This is a genomic window from Sulfitobacter pontiacus, from assembly GCF_040790665.1.
Lineage (GTDB): Bacteria > Pseudomonadota > Alphaproteobacteria > Rhodobacterales > Rhodobacteraceae > Sulfitobacter > Sulfitobacter pontiacus.
In genome coordinates, this window is sequence record NZ_CP160849.1 from 1,653,915 (window position 1) to 1,679,403 (window position 25,489).

The 25,489-nt window shown below is 59.7% G+C and carries 28 protein-coding genes; 12 read left to right on the top strand and 16 right to left on the bottom strand.

What is annotated here, in order from left to right:
• Positions 1 to 26: 26 nt before the first annotated feature.
• The 13 genes from AB1495_RS08080 to AB1495_RS08140 all read right to left on the bottom strand — a co-directional run bounded on the left by AB1495_RS08080 (position 27) and on the right by AB1495_RS08140 (position 11,751).
• Positions 27 to 422, bottom strand: coding sequence for an MAPEG family protein (locus AB1495_RS08080; protein ID WP_005851499.1), 396 nt, complete (start codon positions 420 to 422; stop codon positions 27 to 29).
• Positions 423 to 434: 12 nt separating this feature from the next.
• Positions 435 to 821: an MAPEG family protein gene (locus tag AB1495_RS08085; protein WP_005851501.1), complete on the bottom strand. Its 387-nt coding sequence runs from the start codon at positions 819 to 821 to the stop codon at positions 435 to 437.
• A 30-nt stretch (positions 822 to 851) separates the two neighbouring features.
• Positions 852 to 2,381, bottom strand: coding sequence for a 2-oxoglutarate dehydrogenase complex dihydrolipoyllysine-residue succinyltransferase (odhB, locus tag AB1495_RS08090; RefSeq protein ID WP_074635944.1), 1,530 nt, complete (start codon positions 2,379 to 2,381; stop codon positions 852 to 854).
• A 2-nt stretch (positions 2,382 to 2,383) separates the two neighbouring features.
• Positions 2,384 to 5,347: a 2-oxoglutarate dehydrogenase E1 component gene (locus AB1495_RS08095; protein WP_074635942.1), complete on the bottom strand. Its 2,964-nt coding sequence runs from the start codon at positions 5,345 to 5,347 to the stop codon at positions 2,384 to 2,386.
• A 76-nt stretch (positions 5,348 to 5,423) separates the two neighbouring features.
• Positions 5,424 to 6,311, bottom strand: coding sequence for a succinate--CoA ligase subunit alpha (gene sucD / locus AB1495_RS08100; RefSeq protein ID WP_009826038.1), 888 nt, complete (start codon positions 6,309 to 6,311; stop codon positions 5,424 to 5,426).
• A 43-nt stretch (positions 6,312 to 6,354) separates the two neighbouring features.
• Positions 6,355 to 6,576 carry a hypothetical protein gene (locus AB1495_RS08105; protein ID WP_074635941.1) on the bottom strand — a complete coding sequence of 74 codons (222 nt, stop codon included), beginning with the start codon at positions 6,574 to 6,576 and terminating at the stop codon, positions 6,355 to 6,357.
• A gap of 66 nt (positions 6,577 to 6,642) precedes the next feature.
• Complete coding sequence (locus tag AB1495_RS08110; protein ID WP_074635939.1) at positions 6,643 to 7,047, bottom strand: hypothetical protein; 405 nt, start codon at positions 7,045 to 7,047, stop codon at positions 6,643 to 6,645.
• A complete protein-coding gene (locus tag AB1495_RS08115) occupies positions 7,044 to 7,505 on the bottom strand; it encodes a succinyl-CoA synthetase subunit beta (RefSeq protein WP_074636273.1) in 462 nt (153 codons plus the stop codon). Before AB1495_RS08115 ends, AB1495_RS08110 begins: the two co-directional genes overlap by 4 nt.
• 91 nt (positions 7,506 to 7,596) lie before the next feature.
• Positions 7,597 to 8,790, bottom strand: coding sequence for an ADP-forming succinate--CoA ligase subunit beta (sucC, locus tag AB1495_RS08120; protein WP_009826041.1), 1,194 nt, complete (start codon positions 8,788 to 8,790; stop codon positions 7,597 to 7,599).
• A gap of 281 nt (positions 8,791 to 9,071) precedes the next feature.
• Complete coding sequence (locus AB1495_RS08125; RefSeq protein WP_074635937.1) at positions 9,072 to 10,109, bottom strand: MaoC family dehydratase; 1,038 nt, start codon at positions 10,107 to 10,109, stop codon at positions 9,072 to 9,074.
• Positions 10,109 to 10,312: a DUF1737 domain-containing protein gene (locus AB1495_RS08130; protein ID WP_005851513.1), complete on the bottom strand. Its 204-nt coding sequence runs from the start codon at positions 10,310 to 10,312 to the stop codon at positions 10,109 to 10,111. The genes AB1495_RS08125 and AB1495_RS08130 overlap by 1 nt, the downstream gene beginning before the upstream one ends.
• Positions 10,313 to 10,330: 18 nt before the next feature.
• Positions 10,331 to 10,888, bottom strand: coding sequence for an NnrU family protein (locus AB1495_RS08135; RefSeq protein WP_074635935.1), 558 nt, complete (start codon positions 10,886 to 10,888; stop codon positions 10,331 to 10,333).
• A gap of 5 nt (positions 10,889 to 10,893) precedes the next feature.
• Positions 10,894 to 11,751 (bottom strand): CoA ester lyase, encoded by an 858-nt coding sequence (locus AB1495_RS08140; RefSeq protein WP_074635934.1) that lies wholly within the window; start codon positions 11,749 to 11,751, stop codon positions 10,894 to 10,896.
• Between the two features lie 174 nt (positions 11,752 to 11,925).
• On the opposite strand from AB1495_RS08140, the gene AB1495_RS08145 reads away from it, so the two are divergent.
• The 11 genes from AB1495_RS08145 to AB1495_RS08195 all read left to right on the top strand — a co-directional run bounded on the left by AB1495_RS08145 (position 11,926) and on the right by AB1495_RS08195 (position 20,671).
• Positions 11,926 to 12,102: a hypothetical protein gene (locus tag AB1495_RS08145; RefSeq protein WP_167543140.1), complete on the top strand. Its 177-nt coding sequence runs from the start codon at positions 11,926 to 11,928 to the stop codon at positions 12,100 to 12,102.
• A gap of 120 nt (positions 12,103 to 12,222) precedes the next feature.
• Positions 12,223 to 13,245, top strand: coding sequence for a PRC-barrel domain-containing protein (locus tag AB1495_RS08150; RefSeq protein WP_074635932.1), 1,023 nt, complete (start codon positions 12,223 to 12,225; stop codon positions 13,243 to 13,245).
• A gap of 189 nt (positions 13,246 to 13,434) precedes the next feature.
• Positions 13,435 to 14,397, top strand: coding sequence for a malate dehydrogenase (gene mdh / locus AB1495_RS08155; RefSeq protein ID WP_074635930.1), 963 nt, complete (start codon positions 13,435 to 13,437; stop codon positions 14,395 to 14,397).
• 433 nt (positions 14,398 to 14,830) lie between these two features.
• Positions 14,831 to 15,214 (top strand): succinate dehydrogenase, cytochrome b556 subunit, encoded by a 384-nt coding sequence (sdhC, locus tag AB1495_RS08160; RefSeq protein ID WP_005851524.1) that lies wholly within the window; start codon positions 14,831 to 14,833, stop codon positions 15,212 to 15,214.
• 11 nt (positions 15,215 to 15,225) lie between these two features.
• Complete coding sequence (gene sdhD / locus AB1495_RS08165) at positions 15,226 to 15,597, top strand: succinate dehydrogenase, hydrophobic membrane anchor protein (RefSeq protein ID WP_037964988.1); 372 nt, start codon at positions 15,226 to 15,228, stop codon at positions 15,595 to 15,597.
• A gap of 31 nt (positions 15,598 to 15,628) precedes the next feature.
• Positions 15,629 to 17,434: a succinate dehydrogenase flavoprotein subunit gene (gene sdhA / locus AB1495_RS08170; protein WP_074635928.1), complete on the top strand. Its 1,806-nt coding sequence runs from the start codon at positions 15,629 to 15,631 to the stop codon at positions 17,432 to 17,434.
• A gap of 82 nt (positions 17,435 to 17,516) precedes the next feature.
• Complete coding sequence (locus AB1495_RS08175; protein ID WP_005851528.1) at positions 17,517 to 17,852, top strand: hypothetical protein; 336 nt, start codon at positions 17,517 to 17,519, stop codon at positions 17,850 to 17,852.
• On the top strand, positions 17,852 to 18,667 hold the full coding sequence (locus tag AB1495_RS08180) for an FkbM family methyltransferase (RefSeq protein WP_074635926.1): 816 nt from the start codon (positions 17,852 to 17,854) through the stop codon (positions 18,665 to 18,667). Before AB1495_RS08175 ends, AB1495_RS08180 begins: the two co-directional genes overlap by 1 nt.
• 53 nt (positions 18,668 to 18,720) lie before the next feature.
• Positions 18,721 to 19,500 (top strand): succinate dehydrogenase iron-sulfur subunit, encoded by a 780-nt coding sequence (locus AB1495_RS08185; protein WP_074635924.1) that lies wholly within the window; start codon positions 18,721 to 18,723, stop codon positions 19,498 to 19,500.
• Between the two features lie 61 nt (positions 19,501 to 19,561).
• Complete coding sequence (locus tag AB1495_RS08190; protein ID WP_009826053.1) at positions 19,562 to 19,777, top strand: hypothetical protein; 216 nt, start codon at positions 19,562 to 19,564, stop codon at positions 19,775 to 19,777.
• Positions 19,778 to 19,828: 51 nt separating this feature from the next.
• Positions 19,829 to 20,671 (top strand): DUF1989 domain-containing protein, encoded by an 843-nt coding sequence (locus tag AB1495_RS08195; protein WP_074635922.1) that lies wholly within the window; start codon positions 19,829 to 19,831, stop codon positions 20,669 to 20,671.
• 79 nt (positions 20,672 to 20,750) lie between these two features.
• On the opposite strand, the gene deoD is transcribed toward AB1495_RS08195, so the two are convergent.
• The 3 genes from deoD to AB1495_RS08210 all read right to left on the bottom strand — a co-directional run bounded on the left by deoD (position 20,751) and on the right by AB1495_RS08210 (position 24,007).
• Positions 20,751 to 21,461 (bottom strand): purine-nucleoside phosphorylase, encoded by a 711-nt coding sequence (gene deoD / locus AB1495_RS08200; protein ID WP_074635920.1) that lies wholly within the window; start codon positions 21,459 to 21,461, stop codon positions 20,751 to 20,753.
• Positions 21,462 to 21,543: 82 nt separating this feature from the next.
• A complete protein-coding gene (locus tag AB1495_RS08205; protein WP_005851537.1) occupies positions 21,544 to 21,858 on the bottom strand; it encodes an H-NS family nucleoid-associated regulatory protein in 315 nt (104 codons plus the stop codon).
• A gap of 85 nt (positions 21,859 to 21,943) precedes the next feature.
• Entirely contained in the window at positions 21,944 to 24,007 is a 2,064-nt protein-coding gene (locus AB1495_RS08210) for a protein meaA (RefSeq protein WP_083350888.1), read from the bottom strand.
• 109 nt (positions 24,008 to 24,116) lie between these two features.
• Between AB1495_RS08210 and AB1495_RS08215 the strand changes: the two genes are divergently transcribed.
• Positions 24,117 to 25,463 (top strand): 1-acyl-sn-glycerol-3-phosphate acyltransferase, encoded by a 1,347-nt coding sequence (locus AB1495_RS08215; protein WP_074635919.1) that lies wholly within the window; start codon positions 24,117 to 24,119, stop codon positions 25,461 to 25,463.
• Positions 25,464 to 25,489 lie beyond the last annotated feature (26 nt).

Here is a 25,489-nt window from a genome sequence, read left to right on the forward strand (position 1 = left end):
CCCCGGGATCTATGCCATTTGGAAGATCAAAACAGCGCGGCCAGCAGCATCAGCACGGTTGCACCCAGGCCCACGGCCCAGATCAGCGAGCGTCCGGGACGCAGGCCAAGCGCATAGGCTGGCACATAGGCGACGCGGGCCGCGAGGAAGATCCATGCGAGAATGGCGGTGTAGGTCGTATTCTGGCCGGACATTTGCAGCACCACGACGGCGACGGCGAAAAGCGCCAGCGCTTCGAACATATTGTTGAACGCGCGGCCCAGACGGGCGGTCCTGTCAGAGAGCGATTTCGACGGCTCTCGGTCGCGCGCGGACATGGTGTAGCCGGGGCCGACCTCGCGGTTGGCAGGGATCGCATAGGCCACAAAGGTCACGACCTGAAGCAGCGCTGCGAGGGTCAGAACGGTGAGTTCGGGTGTCATCTTGGCGGTCCGCTATAGCGCGAGGAAATAGAGAATGGCGGTGGCGGCAAAGCCCGCCAGCCATGCGAGGGTCCGGATCGCGGGCACGCCAAGCGCATAGACCGGCAGATAGATGATCCGTGCGATGAGGAAGACCTGTGCGGCCAGCAGGGACGTGGCATTGGTGCGGTCCAGCATTTCGAGGATCAGCACCGCCGGGGCAAAGAGCGCCATTGCCACGATGGAGTTGTCCAATGCGCGTTTCAGCCGGGCCGTCATGCCGGTCATCGACCGGTCCTCGTCGCGCGACGAGAGCAGATAGCCCAGGCTGAGTTGTTGCGCACCGCCCAGAACCTGAAGCAAGATTGTCAGCATAACGAGCAGGCCATAGGCGGCGAGTATCGTGGTCTCTGTCATCATTTGTCCTTTCTGGGCGGTGGGTGTGGTGGGTTACAGGTCCATCAGCAGGCGGCGTGGGTCTTCGAGCGCTTCTTTCACGCGGACGAGGAAGGTCACGGCACCTTTGCCGTCCACGATGCGGTGGTCATAGCTGAGCGCCAGATACATCATCGGACGGATCACGACCTGACCATTGATCGCCATGGGGCGGTCTTGGATCTTGTGCATCCCGAGGATACCCGATTGTGGCGGGTTCAGGATCGGCGAGGACATCAGCGAGCCATAGACACCACCGTTAGAGATAGTGAAAGTGCCGCCCTGCATTTCCGCCATGGACAGTTTGCCGTCGCGGGCCTTGGCCCCCAGTTCACCGATTTCCTTTTCGATGTCGGCAAAGGACATCGCTTGCGCGTCCTTGACCACGGGCACGACCAGACCGGTGGGTGTGCCGGCTGCGATGCCCATGTTGACGTAGTTCTTGTAGACCAAATCGGTGCCGTCGATTTCGGCATTCACTTCGGGCACTTCGTTCAGGGCGTGGATACAGGCCTTGGTGAAGAAGGACATGAAGCCGAGTTTGACGCCGTGCTTTTTCAGGAACAGGTCTTTGTATTCGTTCCGCAGGGCCATGATCTCTGTCATGTCGACCTCGTTATAGGTCGTCAGCATGGCGGCGGTGTTCTGGCTGTCTTTCAGACGTTTCGCGATGGTCTGGCGCAGACGGGTCATCTTGACGCGTTCCTCGCGGGCGGCGTCTTGGGGGGGCGATGGGGCGCGTGGCGCGGCGGCGGCAGGTTTTGCCGCGTTCTTGCCAGCGGCAACGGCCTTGGCCACGTCTTCCTTCATCACACGTCCGTCACGGCCTGTGCCGGTGACCTGATCGCGGCTGATGCCGGCTTCGGCCATGGCTTTCTTGGCGGAAGGCGCGTCTTCGACATCGCCCGAGGGCGCGTTGCCGGGGGCAGGGACCTGACCGCCCGCTTTGGGTTCAGCGGTATCATCGGCGGGTTTGCTTGCGCTGCCGCCTTCGCCCTGGCTGATCACGGCGAGCTTGCCGTTGGCCTCGACCGTGCTGCCTTCTTCGGCGATGATCTGGGTCAGCGTGCCCGATTTCGGCGCGGGCACTTCGACGCTGACCTTGTCGGTTTCCAACTCGCACAGCATTTCATCGGCTTCGACGTGGTCACCGACGGTCTTGAACCACGTGCTGACGGTCGCCTCGGACACGGATTCGCCCAAGGTGGGGACCATGACATCGACATCATCCGCAGCGTCGCGGGGTTTCACGTCTTCGGCACCGGCATCGACCGCTTTCGGGGCTTCGGATTTCGCCGGGGCCGCATCCCCTTCGGAGATATTGGCCAGCAGTGCGTCAACGCCGACGGTTTCGCCTTCGGCGGCGACGATGTCGGCCAGAGTGCCCGCCACGGGGGAGGGCACTTCGACGGTGACCTTATCGGTTTCCAGCTCGCAGAGCATTTCGTCAACTGCGACGCTATCGCCGGGCTTTTTGAACCATGTTGCCACGGTCGCTTCGGTTACGGATTCACCCAAGGTAGGGACGCGTACTTCGCTTGTCATGGTTATTTTCCTTCGATGGTCAGCGCTTCGTCAACGAGGGCTGCTTGTTGTGCTTTGTGTTGGGAGGCAAGGCCGGTCGCAGGCGAGGCCGAGGTGGCGCGACCGACATAGGTCGGACGGGTGTGGGTGGCGTCGATACGGCCCAGAACCCATTCGATATTGGGTTCGATGAAGGACCATGCCCCTTGGTTCTTGGGCTCTTCCTGACACCATACCATTTCCGCATTCTTGAAGCGTTCCAGCTCTTTCACAGCGGATTGCGCGGGGAACGGATAGAATTGTTCGAAACGCAGCAGGTAGATGTCGTCGATGCCACGGGCGTCGCGTTCTTCCAGCAGGTCGTAATAGACCTTGCCCGAACACATGACGACGCGCTTGATCTTGTCGTCCGCCGCCAATGTGGTGTCCGAGTTGCCCTGTTCCGCATCGTCCCAGAGGACGCGGTGGAAAGAGGAGCCGGTGGTGAATTCCTCGGCCTTGCTGACGGCCAGCTTGTGGCGCAGCAGGGATTTCGGCGTCATCAGCATCAGCGGCTTGCGGTAGCTGCGGTGCAGCTGGCGGCGCAGCAGGTGGAAGTAGTTCGCGGGCGTGGTGCAGTTCGCCACGATCCAGTTGTCACCGCCGCACATGGTCAGGAAGCGTTCCAGACGCGCGGAGGAGTGTTCGGGCCCTTGCCCTTCATAGCCATGGGGCATCAGGCAGACGAGGCCGGACATGCGCAGCCATTTGCTTTCGCCCGAGGAAATGAACTGGTCGAACATGATCTGCGCGCCGTTGGCAAAGTCGCCGAACTGCGCTTCCCACAGGGTCAGCGCGTTGGGTTCCGCCAGCGAGTAGCCGTATTCAAAGCCCAGAACCGCGTATTCCGACAGCATGGAGTCGATGACTTCGTATTCTGCCTGACCTTCGCGGATGTGGTTCAGCGGGTAGTAGCGGTCTTCGTTTTCCTGGTTGATCAGGGCCGAGTGACGCTGCGAGAAGGTGCCGCGGGCGGAGTCCTGACCGGACAGGCGGACCTTGTACCCTTCGGTCAGAAGGGAGCCAAAGGCCAGCGCCTCGGCTGTGGCCCAGTCGAAGCCTTCGCCGGATTTGAACATCTCGGCCTTGGCGTCCAACAGGCGCGCCACGGTTTTATGCAGCGGGAAGCCGTCGGGTGCGGCGGTCAGGGCCTTGCCCACGTCTTCCATGGTTTCGGGCGCGATGGCGGTCTTGCCACGCTGGTATTTCTTTTCCTTGGCCTTATCGAGGTGCGACCACTTGCCATCCAGCCAATCGGCCTTGTTGGGGCGGTATTCTTTGCCGGCCTCGAATTCGGTGTTCATCTTCTCTTGGAAGGCGGCTTTCATATCCTCGATTTCGCCCTCGGGGATCAGGCCGTCTTTCACCAGCCGCTCGGTATAGAGCGTCAGCGTGGTCTTTTGCTTTTTGATCTTCTTGTACATCACCGGGTTGGTGAACATCGGCTCGTCGCCTTCGTTGTGACCAAAGCGGCGGTAGCAGATCAGGTCGATGACCACGTCTTTCTTGAACTTCTGACGGAATTCAGTGGCCACGCGCGCGGCGTGCACGACCGCTTCGGGGTCGTCGCCGTTGACGTGGAAGATCGGAGCCTCGACGACCAACGCGTTATCGGTCGGATAGGGGCTGGAGCGGCTGAAGTGCGGCGCTGTGGTGAAACCGATCTGGTTGTTCACCACGATATGCATGGTCCCGCCGGTACGGTGCCCGCGCAGGCCCGAGAGGGCGAAACATTCGGCCACAACGCCCTGACCGGCAAAAGCGGCATCCCCGTGCAGCAGGATCGGCATCACGGATGCGCGTTCCTTGTCGTTCAGCTGGTCCTGCTTGGCGCGGACCTTGCCCAGAACAACGGGGTTTACGGCCTCAAGGTGCGAGGGGTTGGCGGTCAACGACAAGTGGACGGTGTTGCCGTCGAATTCACGGTCAGAGGACGCGCCAAGGTGATATTTCACATCGCCGGAGCCGTCGACATCATCGGGTTTAAAGCTGCCGCCCTGAAACTCGTTGAAGATCGCGCGGTAGGGTTTCTGCATGACGTTTGCCAGCACCGACAGGCGGCCACGGTGCGGCATGCCGATCACGATGTCCTGAATGCCCAGTTGACCGCCGCGCTTGATGATCTGTTCCATCGCGGGGATCAGGCTTTCGCCTCCATCAAGGCCGAACCGCTTGGTGCCCATGTATTTGACGTGCAGGAATTTCTCGAAGCCTTCTGCTTCTACCAACTTGTTCAGAATGGCTTTGCGGCCATTGCGGGTGAACTGGATTTCCTTGCCGTAGCCCTCGATCCGCTCTTTCAGCCACGCGGCCTGTTCGGGATCAGAGATGTGCATGTATTGCAGTGCGAAGGTGCCGCAGTAGGTGCTTTTGACGATATCGACGATCTGTTTCATCGTCGCGATCTCGAGGCCAAGCACGTTGTCGATAAAGATCGGGCGATCCATGTCCTTGGGCCCGAACCCATAGGCGGCCGGGTCCAGTTCAGGTTGGGTGTCGCTGTCGCGCATGCCAAGCGGGTCAAGATCGGCGGCAAGGTGGCCACGGATACGGTAGGCGCGGATCAGCATCAACGCGCGGATACTGTCGAGCACGGCGCGTTGTACCTGCGCGTCAGACAGTTCGATCCCCTTGGAGGAGGCTTTTTCGGTAATCTTCTGACCGGCGGCTTTCGCTTCGGTCGGGACGGGCCACTGGCCGGTCAATGCAGAGGTCAGATCGTCCTGCGGGACGGGGGGCCAATCACTGCGCGCCCAGGACGGGCCTGCGGCCTCTGCCTGAACATCAGCGTGGTCATCGTCCATCGCCTCGAAGAACGCCTGCCATGCGCCATCAACCGCATTGGGATCGCTGGCATAGCGGGCATACATTGCCTCTAGGTATTCGCCGTTCTGCCCCTCGAGAAAGGAGGTATCGTGGAACTGGTCGTTTTTCGGGTGGTCTGTCATGGCGATACCTCTGATGAGAGCGCGACGTTTAAGTAAGAGCGGCGGGGCCTGAAAAGTCAGGCCCCACCATCTGGCGTTAGCCTTTGTTGATAGCTTCCTGAACAGCTTCACCCAGCGTTGCGGGACTATCCGCAACAACGATGCCTGCTTCTTTCATAGCTGCGATCTTGGATTCCGCGTCACCTTTGCCGCCTGCGACGATCGCACCGGCGTGGCCCATACGACGGCCGGGAGGGGCTGTGCGGCCCGCGATGAAACCGGCTGTGGGCTTCCAACGGCCTTTTTTCTTCTCGTCGGCCAGGAATTGTGCGGCTTCTTCTTCGGCAGAACCGCCGATTTCACCAATCATGATGATCGACTGTGTTTCTGGATCGGCCAGGAACATCTCGAGGATATCGATATGCTCGGACCCTTTGATGGGGTCGCCGCCGATACCAACCGCAGAGGATTGGCCGAGGCCAAGATCGGATGTCTGTTTCACAGCTTCGTACGTAAGCGTACCCGAGCGCGAGACAACCCCGCAGGTGCCGCGCTTGTGGATGTGGCCGGGCATGATGCCGATTTTGCAGGCGTCAGGCGTGATCACGCCGGGGCAGTTTGGCCCGATCAGGCGGGATTTGGACCCTTCGAGCGCGCGCTTGACGCGCATCATGTCCAGAACAGGGATGCCTTCGGTGATGCAGATGATCAGCTCCATCTCGGCGTCGATCGCCTCGAGGATGGAATCTGCGGCGAAGGGGGGCGGCACGTAGATGACCGTGGCGTTGGCTTCGGTGACGTGACGGGCTTCGTGGACAGAGTTGAACACGGGCAGGTCAAGGTGCGTCTGGCCGCCTTTGCCGGGGGTCACACCGCCGACCATTTTGGTGCCATAGGCGATGGCCTGTTCGGTGTGGAACGTGCCCTGCGAGCCGGTGAGGCCCTGGCAGATCACTTTGGTGTTTTCGTTTACGAGTACGGCCATGTTATGTGCTTTCTTCTCAAGTTCAATTCAGGTGGCGCCGGTCTCAGGGCGCGGTGGAAGGTGCCGCCGCCGCAAGGCGCGGCAGTCGGTATGTCAGATAGATTGCAACAGCGAACATCAGCGGGATGCCCAGTTCGCCGACTTCCTCGATGACGTAGGCCAGATCGATCTGATCTTGGCCTAGCGTGATGCCAAAGGGTTCCAGCTTGCGCGCCAGCCCGTCGGTCATCTTGTAGACGACGATGAACAGCAGCCCGATCAACACAGCAAGCTGCGGTGCCGCGCCTTTGGCGACCCCACGGATGAAGCCCCATGTCGCGCGGGGGCAGCTTCATGGGGTCAGACCGGTTGCGATGATCGCCAGCAGGATGACGCCGGCAACGCCCTTTTCCATCAGGCTGACGCCATCGCTGGAAAATTGCCGCGCCTTCAGCAGTCCTTCGGTGAACGGCTTTTTATCAAGGTCCAGTTCGCGGGCTGCGAACAGGGCCATGAACACCGCAAAGTACCACCGACGCGCCACCGAACCCGCGGGCCACAGCACAAACATCAGCAAGATGCACAGGCCATAGCCAACGACCGACAGCGTCTCGAACGGGCCGCCTTCGGCCAGCAGAGAATCCTGCATCGGCATGGGCAGCTGTGCCACGACAGCCATCATTGCGAAGACCAGAACGGTCATCCCAAGGACGATGGCCTTGCCACCGGTGACGGTGTTTTGTGCGGTCGTGGTCATTGGCTTGCCTCGTTCAGCGGGATCAGGCGTTCGACGCGGGCAAAGGTTTCAACCCCCTGCGCCCCGTCGCGTACCCCCGATTGTACCACAGCCATGCGGTTGGGGTTCAGCATGACGGCGGCGCGATAGGTGGCCCCCGTTGTGGTGGGAAACCCTGCGGGGACATCTACGAGATCAGTCAGCTGTTCTTGAGCCAATCCGGTGGCGATCCCCTGTCGCGCAACCTGCGGTGCCGCCCCGTCAAAGGACACTTCGCAGCGGCGGTCTGTGCCCGCCGTTGCTGCCGCGCCCGTCACCGGAGACTGAGGTGCCGAGGTAAAGGGGCGCAGATCATAGAAATCGACCCGTGCCCCGTTGCTGCCAAGCTGTTCCTGCGCTGTCCGTGCGGTCAGACGCGGGCTGAAACAATGGTCTGCAAAGGCCTGAGCGATGTCGGCTGCGCGCGTTGTCTGTGCCATAGCGTTACTGGCCGCCCCGAAAGGGACAGCCAGCGCAGCAATGGAAAAACAAAAGGCGAGACGATGCATCATCCAAGCTTTCCAGCCAGTTTTAGCCTTTGACCGCTTTCACGATCTTTTGCGCGCCATCTTTCAGGTCGTCCGCAGCGATCACGTCCAGGCCGGAGTTGTTGATGATGGCTTTGCCTTCTTCAACGTTTGTGCCTTCCAGACGGACAACCAGCGGAACCTGCAGACCGACTTCTTTCACGGCTGCCACAACGCCTTCGGCGATGACGTCACAGCGCATGATGCCGCCGAAGATGTTGACCAGGATACCTTTGACCTGCGGGTCGGAGGTGATGATCTTGAACGCTTCGGTCACTTTCTCTTTGGTAGCACCGCCACCCACATCAAGGAAGTTCGCGGGCTCGGCGCCGTAAAGCTTGATGATGTCCATTGTGGCCATTGCCAGACCGGCACCGTTCACCATGCAGCCGATTTCACCGTCCAGAGCGATGTAGTTCAGGTCGTACTTGGACGCCTCGAGCTCTTTGGGGTCTTCTTCGGTGGTGTCGCGCAGATCGGCGATATCGCCGTGGCGGTACATCGCGTTGCCGTCAAAGCTGACTTTGGCGTCCAGCACTTTCAAGTCGCCGCCGTCGGTGACGATCAGCGGGTTGATTTCGAGCATTTCCATGTCTTTTTCGACGAATGCTTTGAACAGCTGACCCATCAGGGTGACGCACTGTTTGACCTGCTTGCCTTCAAGCCCCAGGGCGAAAGCAACGCGACGGCCGTGGTAGGGCTGGAAGCCCGCGGCGGGGTCAACAGAGAAGCTGATGATTTTTTCAGGTGTGGACTCGGCTACTTCTTCGATGTCCATGCCGCCCTCCGTGGAGCAGACGAACCCGATGCGCGAGGTCTGGCGATCCACCAGCAGCGCGAGGTACAATTCGGTTTCGATGCCCGAACCGTCTTCGATGTAGATGCGGTTGACCTGTTTGCCCGCGGGGCCGGTCTGGTGCGTGACCAGGGTGCGGCCCAGCATTTTCTTGGCTTCTTCGGCGGCTTCTTCAACCGATTTGGTCAGGCGTACACCGCCTTTGTCGCCAGCGTCGGCTTCTTTGAAAGAACCCTTGCCGCGGCCACCTGCGTGGATCTGTGCCTTGACGACCCAAAGAGGTCCGTCCATCTCGCCTGCGGCTGTTTTCGCTTCTTCAGCTTTCAGCACGACCCGGCCGTCGGATACTGGCGCGCCGTAGCTACGCAAAAGGGCTTTTGCCTGATATTCGTGGATGTTCATAAAAAACGGTCCCGTCTTTGTTCCAGTCTAATCGCGGTATACGATTGAGTCTTGATACTCGGTAAACAGTTTTTCGGAGAAATACAGGGTTTTCCAGATAAAAGCGACATTTGTGATCACACGAATTTCGCGTGTGATCACAAAATAGCGCTAACGGTGGAAAATCTGCGGAATGTTGCCGACGCAGCGGCTGTCGCGCTCGGAAACCCCACGTTTTAAGGGCCGAACGCGACATATAGTTGTTTGTTTTGCGACCGGTCAGCCGTCGTCAAGGGGGCGTCTTACTTGGGAATCAGTGCCCAGTAATCGAGGTCGAGCAGGACATCGGGCAGGTATTTACCGTCTTCACCCTTCAGCTTGAACGGCTCTCCGCCTTTGGTGGCGACCAAGCGCAAGCGCAATGCGCCGACGCCGGGTTTGTCGGTATCGGCTTTGTCCAGAACCTCGGTCCAGGCGCGGATTGTGTCGCCGGATAGGCAGGGGTTCGCATGGGCCCCGCCGTTTAGCCCCACGATCATCTGCGCATTGGCCAGCCCGTTGAAAGATAGCGCCCGCGCCATAGAGATCACATGCCCGCCATAGATCAGCCGCGACCCGTCGGGGCGGGCAGAGGTGTCAAAGTGCACTTTTGCCGTGTTCTGCCACAGGCGGGTGGCCATCATATGCTCCGCCTCTTCGACGGTGACGCCATCCACGTGGTCGATCATCTCGCCCACGGAATAATCGCCCCAACGATGCGCCTCGCCCGCGAGGGTAAAGTCATAATTGCTGAAATCGAGCGTTTCGGGGATCGTCAGATCGTCAACCGTCAGCGCCTTGGGTAGATCGGGCACGACCGTTTCGGGGGCGGGGGCATCGACATCACGTTTGCGCACCATCACCCAGCGGACATACTCCAGCACTTTGGTGTCGTTCTGGTTAAAGCCAGTGGTGCGCACATAGACGACGCCGGTTTTCCCGTTCGAGTTTTGCTTGAGCCCGATCACCTCGGATTCAGACCGCAGCGTATCGCCGGGCCAGACCGGTGCCAGCCAGCGTCCCTGCGCGTAGCCAAGGTTGGCCACGGCGTTCAGCGATACATCCGGCACGGTTTTGCCGAACACGATGTGAAAGGTAATCATATCGTCCAGCGGGCTGGCAGGCAGGCCGCAGCTTTGCGCGAACTGGTCAGAGGAATAAAGCGCATGACGCGCAGGATATAGTGCGTGGTATAATGCCCGCTCGCCATCCTTGACGGTGCGCGGGACCGCGTGGTGCAGTGTCTCGCCGACTTTATAGTCTTCGAAGAAGCGCCCTTTGTTGGTCTTTGCCTGTGCCATCAATGCGCCCCTAGTTTGGTATCCGGCGTGTAGGTGCCTTCGACTTCCTTGGTGACGGCCTGACCGCAACGCATAACATTCGCCGCCGCGTCCCAAGTCTGTGTGGGGGTGCCATATAGTTCCCAACCCTTATTCAGCGCGTCGGTGACTTTGTGACAAAAGGCGGAAGTGTCCTCTTCGGACAGGAAACGATAGAGTTTCATGGGGGTTCTTTCAGTAACTCAGGAAAAAGGAGAGACGCCAAGCAGGGTGTGGATCGCGGTCACAACAACCAGCATCACCAGCGTAATCACCGCAAGGCGGATATAGGTAGCTTTGCCCGCAGGGGCAGGGGGCGTCCAGCTGGGTTCGGCGCGGTTGATCAGGATCACGGAACCGACAGCCCAAGCCAGCATAGAGCCAAACAGCAGGATAGACGCGACGTCGCCGTTCACCAGCAAATGCGCGACGGCCCAGATTTTAACGGCCATCAGCTGCGGGTGGCGGGTTTTCGACGCGGGCCATGCCTTGGCCCCTTTGGCGGCGCTGGACCCGTAGACCCAGAATGCCAGCACCATCAACAGGTTGTTAAGATGTGTCAGGAAGGGCGGGGGCGTCCAGACGGGGATAAACGCGGCCCCGCGGTATCCGATAATGATCATGACTAGCGCCGCCACGATGGCGACGGCGATGATGCCTTTGCCCCGTCGGCCCATAGCTGCGCGCTGGTCCGGCATGAAGCGACGGAAATAATGGGCACCGACCCATAAGATCAGACCAAGGATCAAAAGTGCCATCATCAGGTTTACTCCGTTTGCAGGGCCGCGATCGCGTCCAGCTTTGCCAATGTTTCGCGTGCGGTGGCGACATGCAGGTTTTCAACGATGCGCCCGTCCACAACGGCCACACCCTGACCTGTCGCCTGCATTTCGTCAAACGCCTCGATCTGGCGGCGCGCCAGATCGGCTTCGGCCTCGGAGGGGGAGAATGCCTCGTTCGCGACGTCCAGCTGCGCGGGGTGGATCAAGGTTTTGCCGTCAAAGCCCATGTCGCGGCCTTGGTCACATTCAACGCGGTGGCCTTCGTCATCCTTGAACGCATTGTAAACGCCATCGACAATCGCGATGCCGTTGGCCTTGGCTGCAAGTACGCATAGGCCAAGCCCGGTCATCAGAGGCAGGCGGTCGGCGCGCACGCGGGTTTGCAGGTCTTTATTCAGGTCGTTGGTGCCCATCACCATACATTGCAGCTTGGGATGCGCGCCAATCGCGGCGGCATTCAGCATCGCACCCGGCGTTTCCATCATCGCCCAAAGCGGGATGTCGCCGGTGATTTCGGCCAGTGCATCCAGATCGGCGGGGCTGCCGACTTTGGGCAGCAAAATGGCGTCGCAGTCCATCTTCGCCGCGGCGCGGGCATCGTCGGCACCCCATTCGGTGTCCAGCCCGTTGATGCGGATCACCTTATACCGGCTGCCGTAGCCGCCGTCTGTCAGCGCCGTGGCGAGTGTTTCACGTGCAGCGGTTTTCTCTTCCGGGATCACAGCGTCTTCGAGGTCAAAGATAATCGCATCGGCCGGCAGCCCGCGGGCTTTGTCTAACGCGCGGGCCTTGGAGCCGGGGATATACAGAACGGAACGCAGGGGGCGGGTGATTTTCGACATTTGCGACTCTCCAAGAAATAATATTGCGTGCAGGTCTGCATTTTTAGACGAAAACTTCAAGCGCAAACGCGCCGCAGCGCAGCGTCAGATAATTTGCGGCTTTAACGCGGCCTTCAGGTTTTGCTGCCAGAAGGAAAGGCGTCTTGGTGCGTGTGTAAGTGTAAGAGGTGTAGAATGGTAAAACTGCTTAACCTGATCGGGCTGGCAACTGCCGCGGCGGCGGTGGTGGCGCTGACGCAGGATGTCGCGGCGGGAACGCGAACCGCAGGTTGTGACGGATACCACAAGATTTCCGCAAAAATTTCGCACCCGCCGCAGGATCAACAAACTAAGGCGGTGGGCCCCATTTGATATGTCATAGATTATAAAAGCGGCGAAAAAAGACGCGGATCGCCGGAACGCAATCGCCACATCATCGTTGATATCACAACCGAGTGATTATCACCCGGAACTTCTAAAGGAGTATCAACAATGAAACGTATTCTTGGCACAACCGCAATCATCCTGAGCTTGACTGGTCCCGCATTTGCAGATGCACATGCAGCTGGTTTTGGTACCGTGACAGCGCAAGAAACTGACTTCTTCGCGTCCGACCTGATCGGCATGCGTATCTACAATTCCGAGACAGAAGTTGAAGCAAACTCCACCATCGCCGCTGACGGCGAAAAGGAATGGGACGACATCGGCGAAATCAACGACGTCCTGCTGGATTCCGAAGGCAACGTTAAGGCCGTTATCCTCGGCATTGGCGGCTTCCTCGGCATGGGTGAGCGCGACGTGAGCGTGAACATGGACGAGATTCGCATCGTGACCGAAGAAGGTGACAGCGACGACCGTTTCCTCGTGGTGAACACAAGCAAAGAGATGCTTGAAAAAGCCCCAGCGTTCGAACGTATGGACGACGAAGCTGACATGGAAACCGAAGCAAACATGGACGCCGACGCCGACATGAAGGCTGACACAGACATGGCAGCGACCGACATGAACGCCGAAGCCGAGGTCGACACAGAGACCGAGATGGAAGCGGATGCCGAAGCACTGGCAAACGAAGCTGAAATGGAAGCCGAAGAAGCAGCCGCTGAAACAGAGCAGGCCGTTGATGAAGCGACCACCGAAATGGCCGACGGGGCAAACGAACTTGAACAAGACATGGAACGCCCCATGCTGACAGCCCCAGCGGTTGAGCGTGAAGGCTATACCAACGCCACAGTCGAAGACCGGAACGCGCTGACCGCAGAAGACCTTGAAGGGTCCTATGTTTACGGTGCCAACGACGAGACCGTCGGTGAAATCGGTGCCCTCGTTATGGGTGACAACGGCGAAGTTGGCCAAGTTGTGATCAACGTCGGTGGTTTCTTGGGCATTGGCGAAAAGCCCGTTGCTGTCACCTGGGACGAACTGCAGATCATGAAGAACGCTGAAGGCGACGACTTCCGCATCTACATCGACAGCAGCAAAGAAGCGCTGAAAGCACAGCCCGAATACCAAGGCTAAGCTTCACGCTCAGTCAAATTCGGCAATAGCTTGCTGAAACGCTGACAAAGACGGGATCGTTTCGAAAGAAACGGTCCCGTTTTTTATGGCTCTGTGCGATGTGACGTGATGCCGGACCAAGCGCAACTTGCACGGTGCGCTTCATTTCGGTATCCCGAAGCGAAATGTAACCCTGTCGGAGTATACCACATGGCCAGACCCAAGATCGCGCTTATCGGCGCAGGGCAAATCGGGGGCACGCTTGCCCATCTCGCAGCAATCAAGGAACTGGGCGACGTTGTCCTGTTCGACATCGCCGAAGGTATCCCGCAGGGTAAGGCCCTCGATATCGCAGAATCGGGCCCATCCGCCAAATTCGACGCGACCATGACCGGCGCGAACGACTACTCTGAAATCGCTGGTGCAGACGTTTGCATCGTGACTGCCGGTGTTGCGCGTAAGCCCGGCATGAGCCGTGATGACCTACTGGGAATCAACCTGAAGGTCATGAAGTCCGTTGGCGAAGGCATTGCTGCCCACGCGCCAGACGCATTCGTTATCTGCATCACCAACCCGCTGGACGCGATGGTTTGGGCGCTGCGCGAATTCTCCGGTCTGCCCCACCACAAGGTTTGCGGTATGGCCGGTGTGCTTGATTCGGCACGCTTCCGTCACTTCCTCGCCTCGGAATTCAACGTCTCCATGAAAGACGTCACGGCGTTCGTTCTGGGCGGCCATGGCGATACAATGGTGCCGCTGACGCGCTACTCCACCGTTGCGGGTATCCCATTGCCTGATCTGGTGAAAATGGGCTGGACCACACAGGATAAACTGGACGCGATCGTTCAGCGGACCCGTGACGGCGGTGCCGAAATCGTTGGCCTGCTGAAAACCGGCTCGGCGTTCTATGCGCCTGCGACATCGGCAATCGAAATGGCCGAAGCCTATCTGAAAGACCAAAAACGCGTTCTGCCATGCGCCGCCTATGTTGACGGTGCCTATGGTCTGGACGGCTTCTATGTCGGCGTGCCCACCGTGATCGGTGCTGGTGGCGTCGAACGTGTGGTCGAGATCGCGATGAACAAAGACGAACAGTCCATGTTCGACAACTCTGTGAATGCCGTCAAAGGCTTGGTCGATGCGTGCAAAGGCATCGATGAATCGCTGAAGTAATACCCTAGGGTGAAGCGGGCGGACGTGGTCGAGATCACAATAAACCCCGCCCGCTGCACCTGCACTTTGCTATTGGACGATCCCGCGGGGTGATGCCAAAGCCGCTCTCTCCCCCCGCTCAGATCAGTCTCCGCAGGTAGCCAAATCTGCCGCGTCGTAAGTTGAAGACATGCGCATCATGCGGCGCGCAAACGGACGCTAGGGGCTGAGTTTCGCCCAAACGGCTGCCGAAAAGCCCGATGAATTTGGTTGGCTTTAGTACTTGTGATCACAGCTTGAAAATTAGTGATCACAAATTGCAGAAATGTCCGGCGCTAACCGAAGGGTTTGGGCAACTGCGCCAATAAACCGCTTCAAATTCACGCCTCTGGACGTGACAGTCCCAAAAATACCGTTATCTATGACCGCAACCTGACGAGAAAAGGAATCCATCATGGCAGATGTGAACCGGGGCAATCGCCCGCTGTCACCCCACCTGACGATCTATCGCCCGCAACTGACCTCCATGACGTCGATCCTGACGCGGATCACCGGCAACGCGATGCTGGTCGCCGCGCTGCTGATCGTCTGGTGGTTCCTCGCGGCGGCAACGTCGGCGGAGTATTTCGATATCGCGAACGGTTTCATCACCAGCTGGTTCGGTGATCTGGTCATGTTCCTGTCGCTGCTGGGGCTGTGGTATCACACGCTGGCCGGTATCCGGCACCTGATCTGGGACAACGGCTATGCGCTGGATATCCCGACGGCTGAAAAGCTGGGCTGGGCCGCGCTGATCGGTTCAGTCGTTTTGACCATCATCACCGCGCTGATCATCTGAGGGATAGACACATGGCTTATTTGACAGACCGCAAACGCGCTATGGGCATGGGCTCGGCCAAATCGGGCACCGCACATTTCTGGGCGATGAAAGTCAGCTCTGTTGCGCTGCTGATCCTGATCCCGCTTTTCGTCTTTACCTTCGGGTCCGCCCTTGGGGGCACCTACGAAGAGATCATCGCCTACTACAGCAGGCCTTTCCCCGCGATCGTCGCCGCCCTGACGCTGATCGTTGGCTTCAAACATTTTAACGACGGTGTCCAAGTGCTGATCGAGGATTACGTCCACGGGCTGTCGCAGAAAGTTGCGATCATCCTGATGACCTGCCTCAGCTATGGTGCGGCCGCGGTTGGCGTTTTCGCCATCGCCCGCATCGCGCTTTAACACACGCCTACGCTATACCGGAGACCGAGACATGGCTGCATATGAATATGAAACGCATGAATATGATGTCGTTGTCGTGGGGGCTGGCGGCGCTGGCCTGCGTGCGACACTTGGCATGGCAGAGCAAGGGCTGAAAACAGCCTGCGTGACCAAAGTTTTCCCGACCCGTTCGCACACGGTTGCGGCGCAGGGCGGTATCGCGGCGTCGCTGTCCAATATGGGCCCCGATAACTGGCAGTGGCATATGTATGACACGGTCAAGGGCTCTGACTGGCTGGGTGACACCGATGCGATGGAATACCTCGCACGCGAAGCCCCAAAAGCGGTCTACGAGCTTGAACACTACGGTGTGCCTTTCTCGCGGACCGAAGCGGGCAAGATCTACCAGCGTCCCTTCGGCGGCCACACCACCGAATTCGGCGAAGGCCCCCCCGTGCAGCGGACCTGTGCCGCCGCCGACCGGACCGGCCACGCGATCCTGCACACGCTTTACGGTCAGTCGCTGAAGCATAACGCGGAATTCTACATCGAGTATTTCGCCATTGATCTGATCATGTCGGATGATGGCGTCTGCCAAGGCGTGCTGTGCTGGAAGCTGGACGACGGCACCATGCACCTGTTCAGCGCCAAGATGGTTGTTCTGGCGACAGGTGGCTATGGCCGTGCCTATTTCTCGGCGACATCGGCGCATACCTGCACCGGCGACGGCGGCGGTATGGCGGCGCGCGCGGGCCTGCCTTTGCAGGATATGGAATTCGTGCAATTCCACCCCACCGGCATCTATGGCGCGGGCTGTCTGATCACCGAAGGCGCGCGTGGCGAAGGCGGGTATCTGACCAACTCCGAAGGCGAACGCTTTATGGAGCGGTATGCCCCCACCTACAAAGACCTTGCCAGCCGCGACGTTGTCTCGCGCTGTATGACGATGGAAATCCGTGAAGGCCGCGGTGTGGGCGAGAACAAAGACCACATCCACCTGCACCTGAACCACCTGCCCAAGGAAACGCTTGATCTGCGTCTGCCCGGTATCTCTGAATCCGCGCGTATCTTTGCAGGGGTGGACCTGACCAAGGAACCGATCCCGGTTCTGCCGACCGTACACTACAACATGGGCGGTATCCCCACCAACTATTGGGGCGAAGTGCTGGCACCGACCGAAGACGCGCCGGACCGCGTGGCACCGGGCCTGATGGCCGTGGGCGAAGCGGGCTGTGCCTCGGTGCACGGGGCGAACCGCTTGGGCTCGAACTCTCTGATTGACCTTGTGGTCTTTGGCCGTGCCGCCGCGATCCGCGCGAAAGAGGTCGTCGACGCAGAGGCACCCGTGCCAACGCCGAACCAGAAATCGGTCGATGCCGCCTTTGAACGCTTCGACAGCCTGCGCTATGCCAAGGGCCAGATCCCGACCGCCGAGCTGCGCCTTGAGATGCAGAAAACCATGCAGGCCGATGCTGCGGTTTTCCGTACCGACAAGACGCTGAACGAAGGCAAGGTCAAGATGGACGAGGTCGCCGGCAAGATCGCTGACCTGCACGTGACCGACACATCGCTGGTCTGGAACTCTGACCTGATGGAAACGCTTGAGCTGACCAACCTGATGCCGAACGCCGTGGCCACCATCACCGCCGCTGCTGCCCGCAAGGAAAGCCGCGGGGCGCATGCCCACGAAGATTATCCTGATCGCGACGACGAGAACTGGCGCAAGCACAGCCTCGCGTATTTCGACGGGAACGCGGCATCGCTCAGCTACCGTGGTGTGCACCTTGACCCGCTGACCGAGGAATCCGAAGGCGGGATCGACATGAAAAAGATCGCACCCAAAGCACGGGTGTATTGATCTGAAACCCTGCCTCCGCTTTTGGGGGCAGGGGACCAAACCGGGGGCCATGCCCTCGTCCTGCAGGCGGAGGGCAGGCGACATGAAACAGTTTATCGCTATGACCATGATTTTGGCCGCGTCCGCTTGTGCGCAAGCAACGCAGCAGGTCGACAGCATCGCCCGCGAAGGCACCAAGGGGGTCATCACCGAAACCCTTGCCACGCGCTTTCCACAGGTGCCCAAGCAGCTGATCACGCCCTTCACCGATTGTATCGTCGACAATGCCGATGCGGCTCAGGTGCGCGTTTTCGCCAAATCCGCCGTGATCGGCGTGGATGACACCACCGTCGCCACCGTGCGCGCGGTACTGTCGCGCCCCGAAACCGTGCAATGCCTGTCGCGTTCCGCTGGCAGCGTCCCGGGATTGCTGGGCTAATGGGTCACCCGAACGTCACGCCGGATACGCAGGGCAAGGATGTAGGCCATATGGCCGATCTGCGCGCGCAATTCCGTGACGGGGACACCAGCGAACGCACCCGCATCAAGGCGCAGCTTGGCCCCACAGAGGTAGAATTCGCTGACATCCGCATGGTGGTGGACCCGCGCGATAACTATACCGAAACCTGCCTTTGGCTGAACGAATACCCGCCCGAGATCAAATCGCTGGTGGCTTTGGTCGAACTGGTGGAAGACCGCAACATGCTGGTCTTTGACATCGGTGCCAACTGCGGGGCCTATTCGATCCCGCTGGCGATGGCCGCAGGCGACGGGTCGCGTGTTGTGGCATTCGAACCCAACCCGCTGATGATTGGCCGGCTTGGCATGAACATCGCGCTGAATAATCTGACCGACCGTGTCCGTATCGAAGGCTGCGCGCTGTCCGACCGCGAGGGCGAGGCGATGCTGAACTTCCGCGGGCACAATTACGGTCAGGCATCGCTGCTCCCGATCGAGGGCAAGCAACAGAACGGCGGCGTGCTGGTGCCCACACGGCCCCTGTCCGCCTTTACACACGCCGCACGGCACCATGACGGCACGATCCTCAAGATCGATGTCGAAGGGGCCGAGGAGGTCGTGCTGAACCCCATCCTCGCGCAGGGCAAATCCGGCGGCTGGCTGCCGGATGCGATCTTGATAGAGGTCCGCCATGCGGATCAGTGGGACGGCGACCTTTGTGCAGAGATACTGGCCGCCGGGTACCGCCGAACCCTGCGCGCCGAGGGAAATGCGCTTTACATCCGAAAGACGTAAGCGCCAGAATTGTAACGAACTGGGCAACTGCCCGACAGACCAGGAGAAGCGATATGGTTCAACTCACGCTCCCCAAGAACTCCCGGATGACGACCGGTAAAACATGGCCCAAACCCGAAGGTGCCAAGAACCTGCGGCAGTTTCAGGTCTATCGCTGGAATCCGGATGACGGCAAGAACCCGGCCATCGACACGTATTTCGTCGATATGGAAACCTGCGGCCCGATGATTCTGGACGCGCTGATCAAGATCAAGAACGAGATCGACCCGACTCTGACCTTCCGCCGGTCCTGCCGCGAAGGCATCTGCGGATCCTGCGCGATGAACATCGACGGGATCAACACGCTGGCCTGTACCTATGGCGTGGACGAGGTGAAAGGCGCGGTGAAGATCTATCCGCTGCCACATATGCCCGTGGTCAAGGATCTGATCCCCGATCTTACGCATTTCTACGCGCAGCACGCCTCCATCCAGCCGTGGCTTGAAACCAAAACGGCAGAGCCCGCGAAAGAATGGAAACAGTCGATCGACGACCGTGCCAAGCTTGACGGGCTTTATGAGTGCATCATGTGCGCCTGCTGCTCGACATCCTGCCCCAGCTACTGGTGGAACGGCGACCGCTACCTCGGGCCAGCCGCATTGCTGCACGCCTACCGCTGGATCATCGACAGCCGCGATGAAGCCACAGGCGAACGTCTGGACGATCTGGAAGACCCGTTCAAACTGTACCGCTGCCACACCATCATGAACTGCGCCAAGACCTGCCCCAAGGGCCTGAACCCTGCCGCAGCCATCGCCAATATCAAGAAGATGATGGTCGAACGCACCGTTTGATCCCATCGCAACCTGCGCCTCCCGCTGCCCATTGGCGCGGGGGGCGTGACATGTGCCCCCTATGATCCTGATTGCCTTTGCCATCGCTTTTGCGATCGTCGCCTATGTTGCCTACCGTGATAAAGCGGTGCGTGGATGCCGCTGGCGCAAGGACAGTACCCGCGACAAAGGCAGCCTGCAGTTCTACCACTGTGTCGCCTGCGGAGCAGAGGCCTATACCGCCACCCAGTCGGCCCCCCGCGACTGCAAGGCCAATGTCGGCGGCCGGCCTCTCTGACGCCGTGCGCGATGGCCTCAGGATCGGACCCAACCGTCAGGAGTTTCCGCTATGACACCGCCCCATGATGCCGACGCCCGCCGCGCTGTTGCGCCCGTGATCTGCTATCCCGTCGAAACGCTGCCCGTGCCTGACATGGCGCTTTACGGACGCGCGCGCGAAACGCTGACCAAAGTGGACGAGGCCACCGTCGCCCCTCGTGACGCAAGCTGCTTTACCGTGCCTGCGGGACATTTCTTTCGGATCACCTCGGTCGAGGGGCCACAGGTCGGTGATCTGAACCTCTGGTCGCGAGACGATCTGTCCGAACGGTTCTACTCCGGCAAAACCCGCGCGCTTCATGGCACGCATATCACCACAGGACAGCGCATGTGGAGCAGCTTTCCCACGCTGCGCCCTATGGCGACGCTGACCCATGATACGCTCGACTGGTACGGCATGGATGCCTTCGGCGGCTCGGTGCATGATGTGATCGGCACGCGCTGCGATCCCTATACCAACCAACTGTTGTCGGGCGGGCAATACCACCATTGCTGCCACTCCAACCTGATCCGGGCCTTGGCGGATCATCAGGGCATGTCCTACGCCGAGGCAGAGCCTTTCGTGCATGACGTGCTGAACGTCTTTATGTGCACCGGCTTTACCCGCGACACCGGCCAGTATTTCATGAAGGCTAGCCCCGTGCGCCCCGGCGACTACCTTGAGTTTTTCGCCGAGATCGACCTGCTCGGCGCGCTCAGCGCCTGTCCGGGGGGGGATTGCTCCGCCAAACACTCCTCGGACGTTGCCGCCTGCTATCCGCTGCTGGTAGAGGTGTTCGCCCCCGCCAAAGGCGCGCTTGAGGGGTGGCAAAGCCCGTCCCCCAACGGCTACGACCGCAGCCACGGGGGCTAAGGGATCGGGATAGCGCCCGGCCGTGCTTCCAAATGGGTATAAATCCCCCGCGGAGCGTCCGCCGGGGGATCATCGTGCATCAGCTATTGGGGAAAGCCGCCTTTAGCGCGATTTCTACCATATCGCCAAAGGATTTCTCGCGCTCTTCCGCGGGCAGCGCCTCGCCGGTTTGCAGGTGGTCGCTGACCGTCAGCACCGCCAGCGCACGGCGTTTGTGACGCGCGGCGAGGGTATAAAGCTCTGCCGCTTCCATCTCGACACCCAGAATTCCGTGGCGGGTCATCTGCTCGTCCAGATCGGGGCGTTCGGCATAAAAGACATCCGAGGAATAGATCCCGCCGACATGGGTTTTCGTGCCTTTCGCCTCTGCCGCGTCCACGGCAGCACGCAGCAGGGACCAATCGGCGCAGGGGGCGTAATTCATCTCGCGGAAGATACCGGAAGAAGGCGAGGTAATTGTCGTGGCGGTCATGGCAATAATGACATCGCGAATACCAACCTGCGGCTGCATTCCGCCACAAGATCCAATCCGAATAAGGGTTTGCGCGTTGTATTCGGAAATCAATTCATTGGCATAAATCGACAGCGAGGGCATCCCCATGCCAGAGCCTTGAATAGTGACGCGGTTGCCATTCCATGTGCCGGTGAAACCCAGCATGCCGCGCACTTCATTTACAAGTTTTGCATCTTTAAGGAATGTTTCCGCAGCCCATTTCGCGCGATACGGGTCGCCGGGCATAAGGACTGTTTCGGCAATATCGCCGGGTTTTGCGCCAATATGGATTGTCATAGGATGCTCTTTATATTTCCAAAGCCAAAGGGATGCGCCGAGGGGACGCAATAACCGCACGCTGTGCGCATGTCAGGCTGATTTACAGTTCCAACGTTTCCGGATCGGTGCCGCTGGCGATCAGGTCGCGGAACCAGTTGGGCTGGCGGCCCTTGCCGGTCCATGTCTGGCTGGGGTCTTCGGGGTTGGCGTATTTCGCGGCAGCTTTCGCGGCTTTGCCCTTTTTCGCACCGCCGGATACTTCATCCAGCGAGAACCCGTATTCGGCGGCTGCTTTTTCAGCGGCTTTGCGGGCTTCTACGCGGTCGCGTTCATATGCGTTCTTAATCGCCATCTTCACGTCTTCCAAATGCTGTTCCAGCTGTTTGTGGGACATTGTGCTTAGATCAATACTCATTCTCGCTCATTCCTTTGTCGAAAAGCCAATTAATGCTTTACGCCAAAAGAATGAACAAACAAAGAGTTTTTGAATTGGCCGCTTTTTATTCGGCGGCCACAGTTTCGGGATCGGCGAGTGTGACGATGTCTGCCATAATTGTATTCAATTCAAAGTCTTTTGGCGTGTAAACACGAGCGACTCCCATAGCGCGCAATCTTTTGGCGTCTTCTTCTGGAATAATACCACCCACGATTACGGGAATGTGGTCCAATCCGGCGGCGCGCATTTGTTTCATTAAATCCTCGACCAATGGAATATGCGATCCCGAAAGAATCGAAAGCCCGACAACGTGATGTTCTCCTTCAGCGGCGGCGGAAACAATTTCCGACGGCGTCAGGCGAATACCCTCATAGGCAATTTCCATGCCGCAATCGCGGGCGCGCACGGCGATCTGCTCGGCCCCGTTCGAATGGCCGTCGAGCCCCGGTTTCCCGACAAGAAAACTCAACCGTCGACCCAGACGGGTGCTGACGGCATCCACGGCGTCGCGCAGGTCGTCCAGCCCCTCGGTCTTGTTTGACCGGCCCGAAGCAACGCCTGTTGGCCCACGGTATTCGCCGTGCACGCTGCGCATCTGTTCGGCCCATTCGCCGGTGGTAACCCCCGCCTTGGCGGCGGCGATCGACGGCTCCATTACATTGCGCCCTTCGGCAGCGGCGGCGCGCAGATCGGCCAGCGCCTTGTCCACGGCGGCCTGATCACGGCTGTCGCGCCATGCGTTAAGACGGTTGATCTGGTCGGCCTCGACCGCGGGGTCCACGACCATGATGCCGCCATCACCCGTCATCAGCGGCGAGGGTTCGCCCTGTTGCCACTTGTTCACGCCCACGACGATGGTCTCGCCGGCCTCGATCCGACCCAGACGGTCGGCGTTGCTTTCGACCAGACGCGACTTCATATAGTCAATCGCCGAAATCGCGCCGCCCATATCGTCAAGGTTCGCCAGTTCGGCCCGTGCGCCCTCTTTCAGCGCTTCGACCTTACGGTCCACGGCGGGGTTGCCATCGAACAGGTCGTCAAACTCCAGCAGGTCTGTCTCGTAGGCCATGATCTGCTGCATCCGCATCGACCATTGCTGGTCCCACGGGCGCGGCAGGCCAAGCGCTTCGTTCCACGCGGGCAGCTGCACGGCGCGGGCGCGGGCGTTCTTTGACAGGGTCACCGCAAGCATCTCGATCAGGATGCGGTAGACGTTATTCTCGGGCTGCTGTTCGGTCAGCCCAAGGGAGTTCACCTGCACCCCATAGCGGAAGCGGCGATACTTCGGGTCTTCAACGCCATAGCGGTCGCGGCAGATTTCGTCCCAAAGGTCGCCAAAGGCACGCATCTTGCACATCTCGGTGACAAAGCGGATGCCCGCGTTCACAAAGAAAGAGATCCGCCCCACCAGCATGGGGAAGTCCTCTTCGGGGACGCGGGGACGCAAGGCGTCCAGTACGGCGGTGGCGGTGGCAAGGGCAAAGGCCAGCTCTTGCTCGGGCGTGGCACCGGCCTCTTGCAGGTGGTAGGAACAGACGTTCATCGGGTTCCACTTGGGCACGTTGGTATAGCAATACTCGGCCACATCCGCGATCATCTTGAGCGACGGGGCAGGCGGGCAGATATAGGTGCCACGCGACAGGTATTCCTTGATCAGGTCGTTCTGCACGGTGCCTTGGAGCTTGGACACATCCGCGCCCTGTTCCTCGGCCACAGCAATATACAGCGCCAGCAGCCACGGCGCGGTGGCGTTGATCGTCATCGAGGTGTTCATCTGCTCAAGCGGGATATCCTTGAACAGGCTGCGCATATCGCCCAAATGCGCCACGGGTACACCCACTTTGCCGACTTCGCCGCGCGACAGGATGTGATCACTGTCATATCCGGTCTGGGTGGGCAGGTCGAAGGCGACCGACAGGCCGGTCTGCCCTTTCAAAAGGTTCGCGCGATACAGCGCATTGGATGCCTCGGCGGTGGAGTGTCCGGCATAGGTGCGGATCAGCCAGGGGCGGTCTTTTTGCGGTTGCGACATGGGGCGGCCTTTCGTGAATCGAATGGGTAATATTCTTGCGCTGGTCGATTGATACGTGAAATAATCAGGCTCTGTCAATTCGCTGCATCGCGGCATGGGCGAAAGCCGCTGCGTTACGGTCGCGCGTGCCTTGTCTAGGGGGGCCCTATGTGTGGTTGACTGTTTTATGTTGCCCAGACAGCGCGGGTCCTGCAAGGGTTGGGCGATGACGCAAACGATTGAACTTCCCGTCTGGCTTTTCGCGGTGATCCTGCTGTTCGCGGCTGTGACCGCGCTTAGCCATTTTTTGTTGCCCTCGGTCCGGTGGTTCTTTCGCAGACGGCTGGAGAAAGCTGTCGCACAGCTGAACACGCGGCTGACCCGCCCGATTGAACCGTTCAAGCTGGCACGGCGGCACGATATGATCCAGCGGTTGATCTATGACCCGCAGATCAGTCAGGCGATTGTGGATCACGCGCGCGCCGAAGGTATCCCCGAGAACGTCGCCTCCGAACAGGCGCGCCGCTATGCCCGCGAGATTGTCCCGAGTTTTAGCGCCTTTGCTTATTTCAGCTTTGGCATCCGGCTGGCGCGGTTTCTGGCGAATGCGCTGTATGATGTGCGCACCGGATCGCGCAACGACGCGGTGATCGAAGGTATCCCGTCAGACGCCACGGTCATCTTTGTGATGAACCACCGCAGCAACATGGACTACGTGCTGGTGACCTACCTCGCGGGGGAGGCGTCGGCGCTCAGCTATGCTGTGGGGGAATGGGCGCGTGTCTGGCCGCTCAGCCGGTTGATCCGGTCGATGGGGGCGTATTTCATCCGGCGCAAGTCGCGCGGCGCGCTGTATCGCAAGGTCTTGGCCCGCTATGTGCAGATGGCAACCGAAGGCGGGGTGACCCAGGCGATCTTCCCCGAGGGCGGGCTGAGCCTGAACGGCAAGTTGATGCCGCCCAAGATGGGGCTGCTTGGCTATGTGCTTGAGGCAGAGTTGAAAGACCGCGATGTCGTCTTTGTGCCGGTGGCGATCAACTATGACCGCGTGCTGGAAGACCGCGTGTTAATTGCTGCGGACGAGGCAGGCACCCGTCGGTTCGATGCGCAAATCTCGGTCATTTTGAAATTCATTGTTCGCAAGATCTGGCTGCGTCTGCGCGGCAAATTCCTGCGCTTTGGCGAGGCGGTGGTCGTGTTCGGCACGCCGGTACATTTGCGCGACTATGGCGACGCGCCGAATGTAGACGGGCTGGCGCAGGATCTGATGGGGCGGATCGAACACGAGATGCCGCTATTGTTCGTGCCCTTGCTGGCGCGGGTGCTGCTGCTGGCGGAAAAGCCGCTGGATGGCGTCGCGCTGGAACAGGAAATGCAAGGCATGGCAGCGCGGGTCTCTGACGCGGCTGTGGTCGGGACGCAGGACTTCGCCGCCAATGTCGCCAGAGCACGTGATCATCTGGTGCAGCGCGGGATGATCACGGCGTCGGATCGTGGCTATGCTCCTGCCGACGGGCAACGCCCCGCCTTGCGCTTCTACGCCAACTCTATCGCCCATTTCTTTGACAGATAGGTCACACAAGCGAAACTACTGCCGAA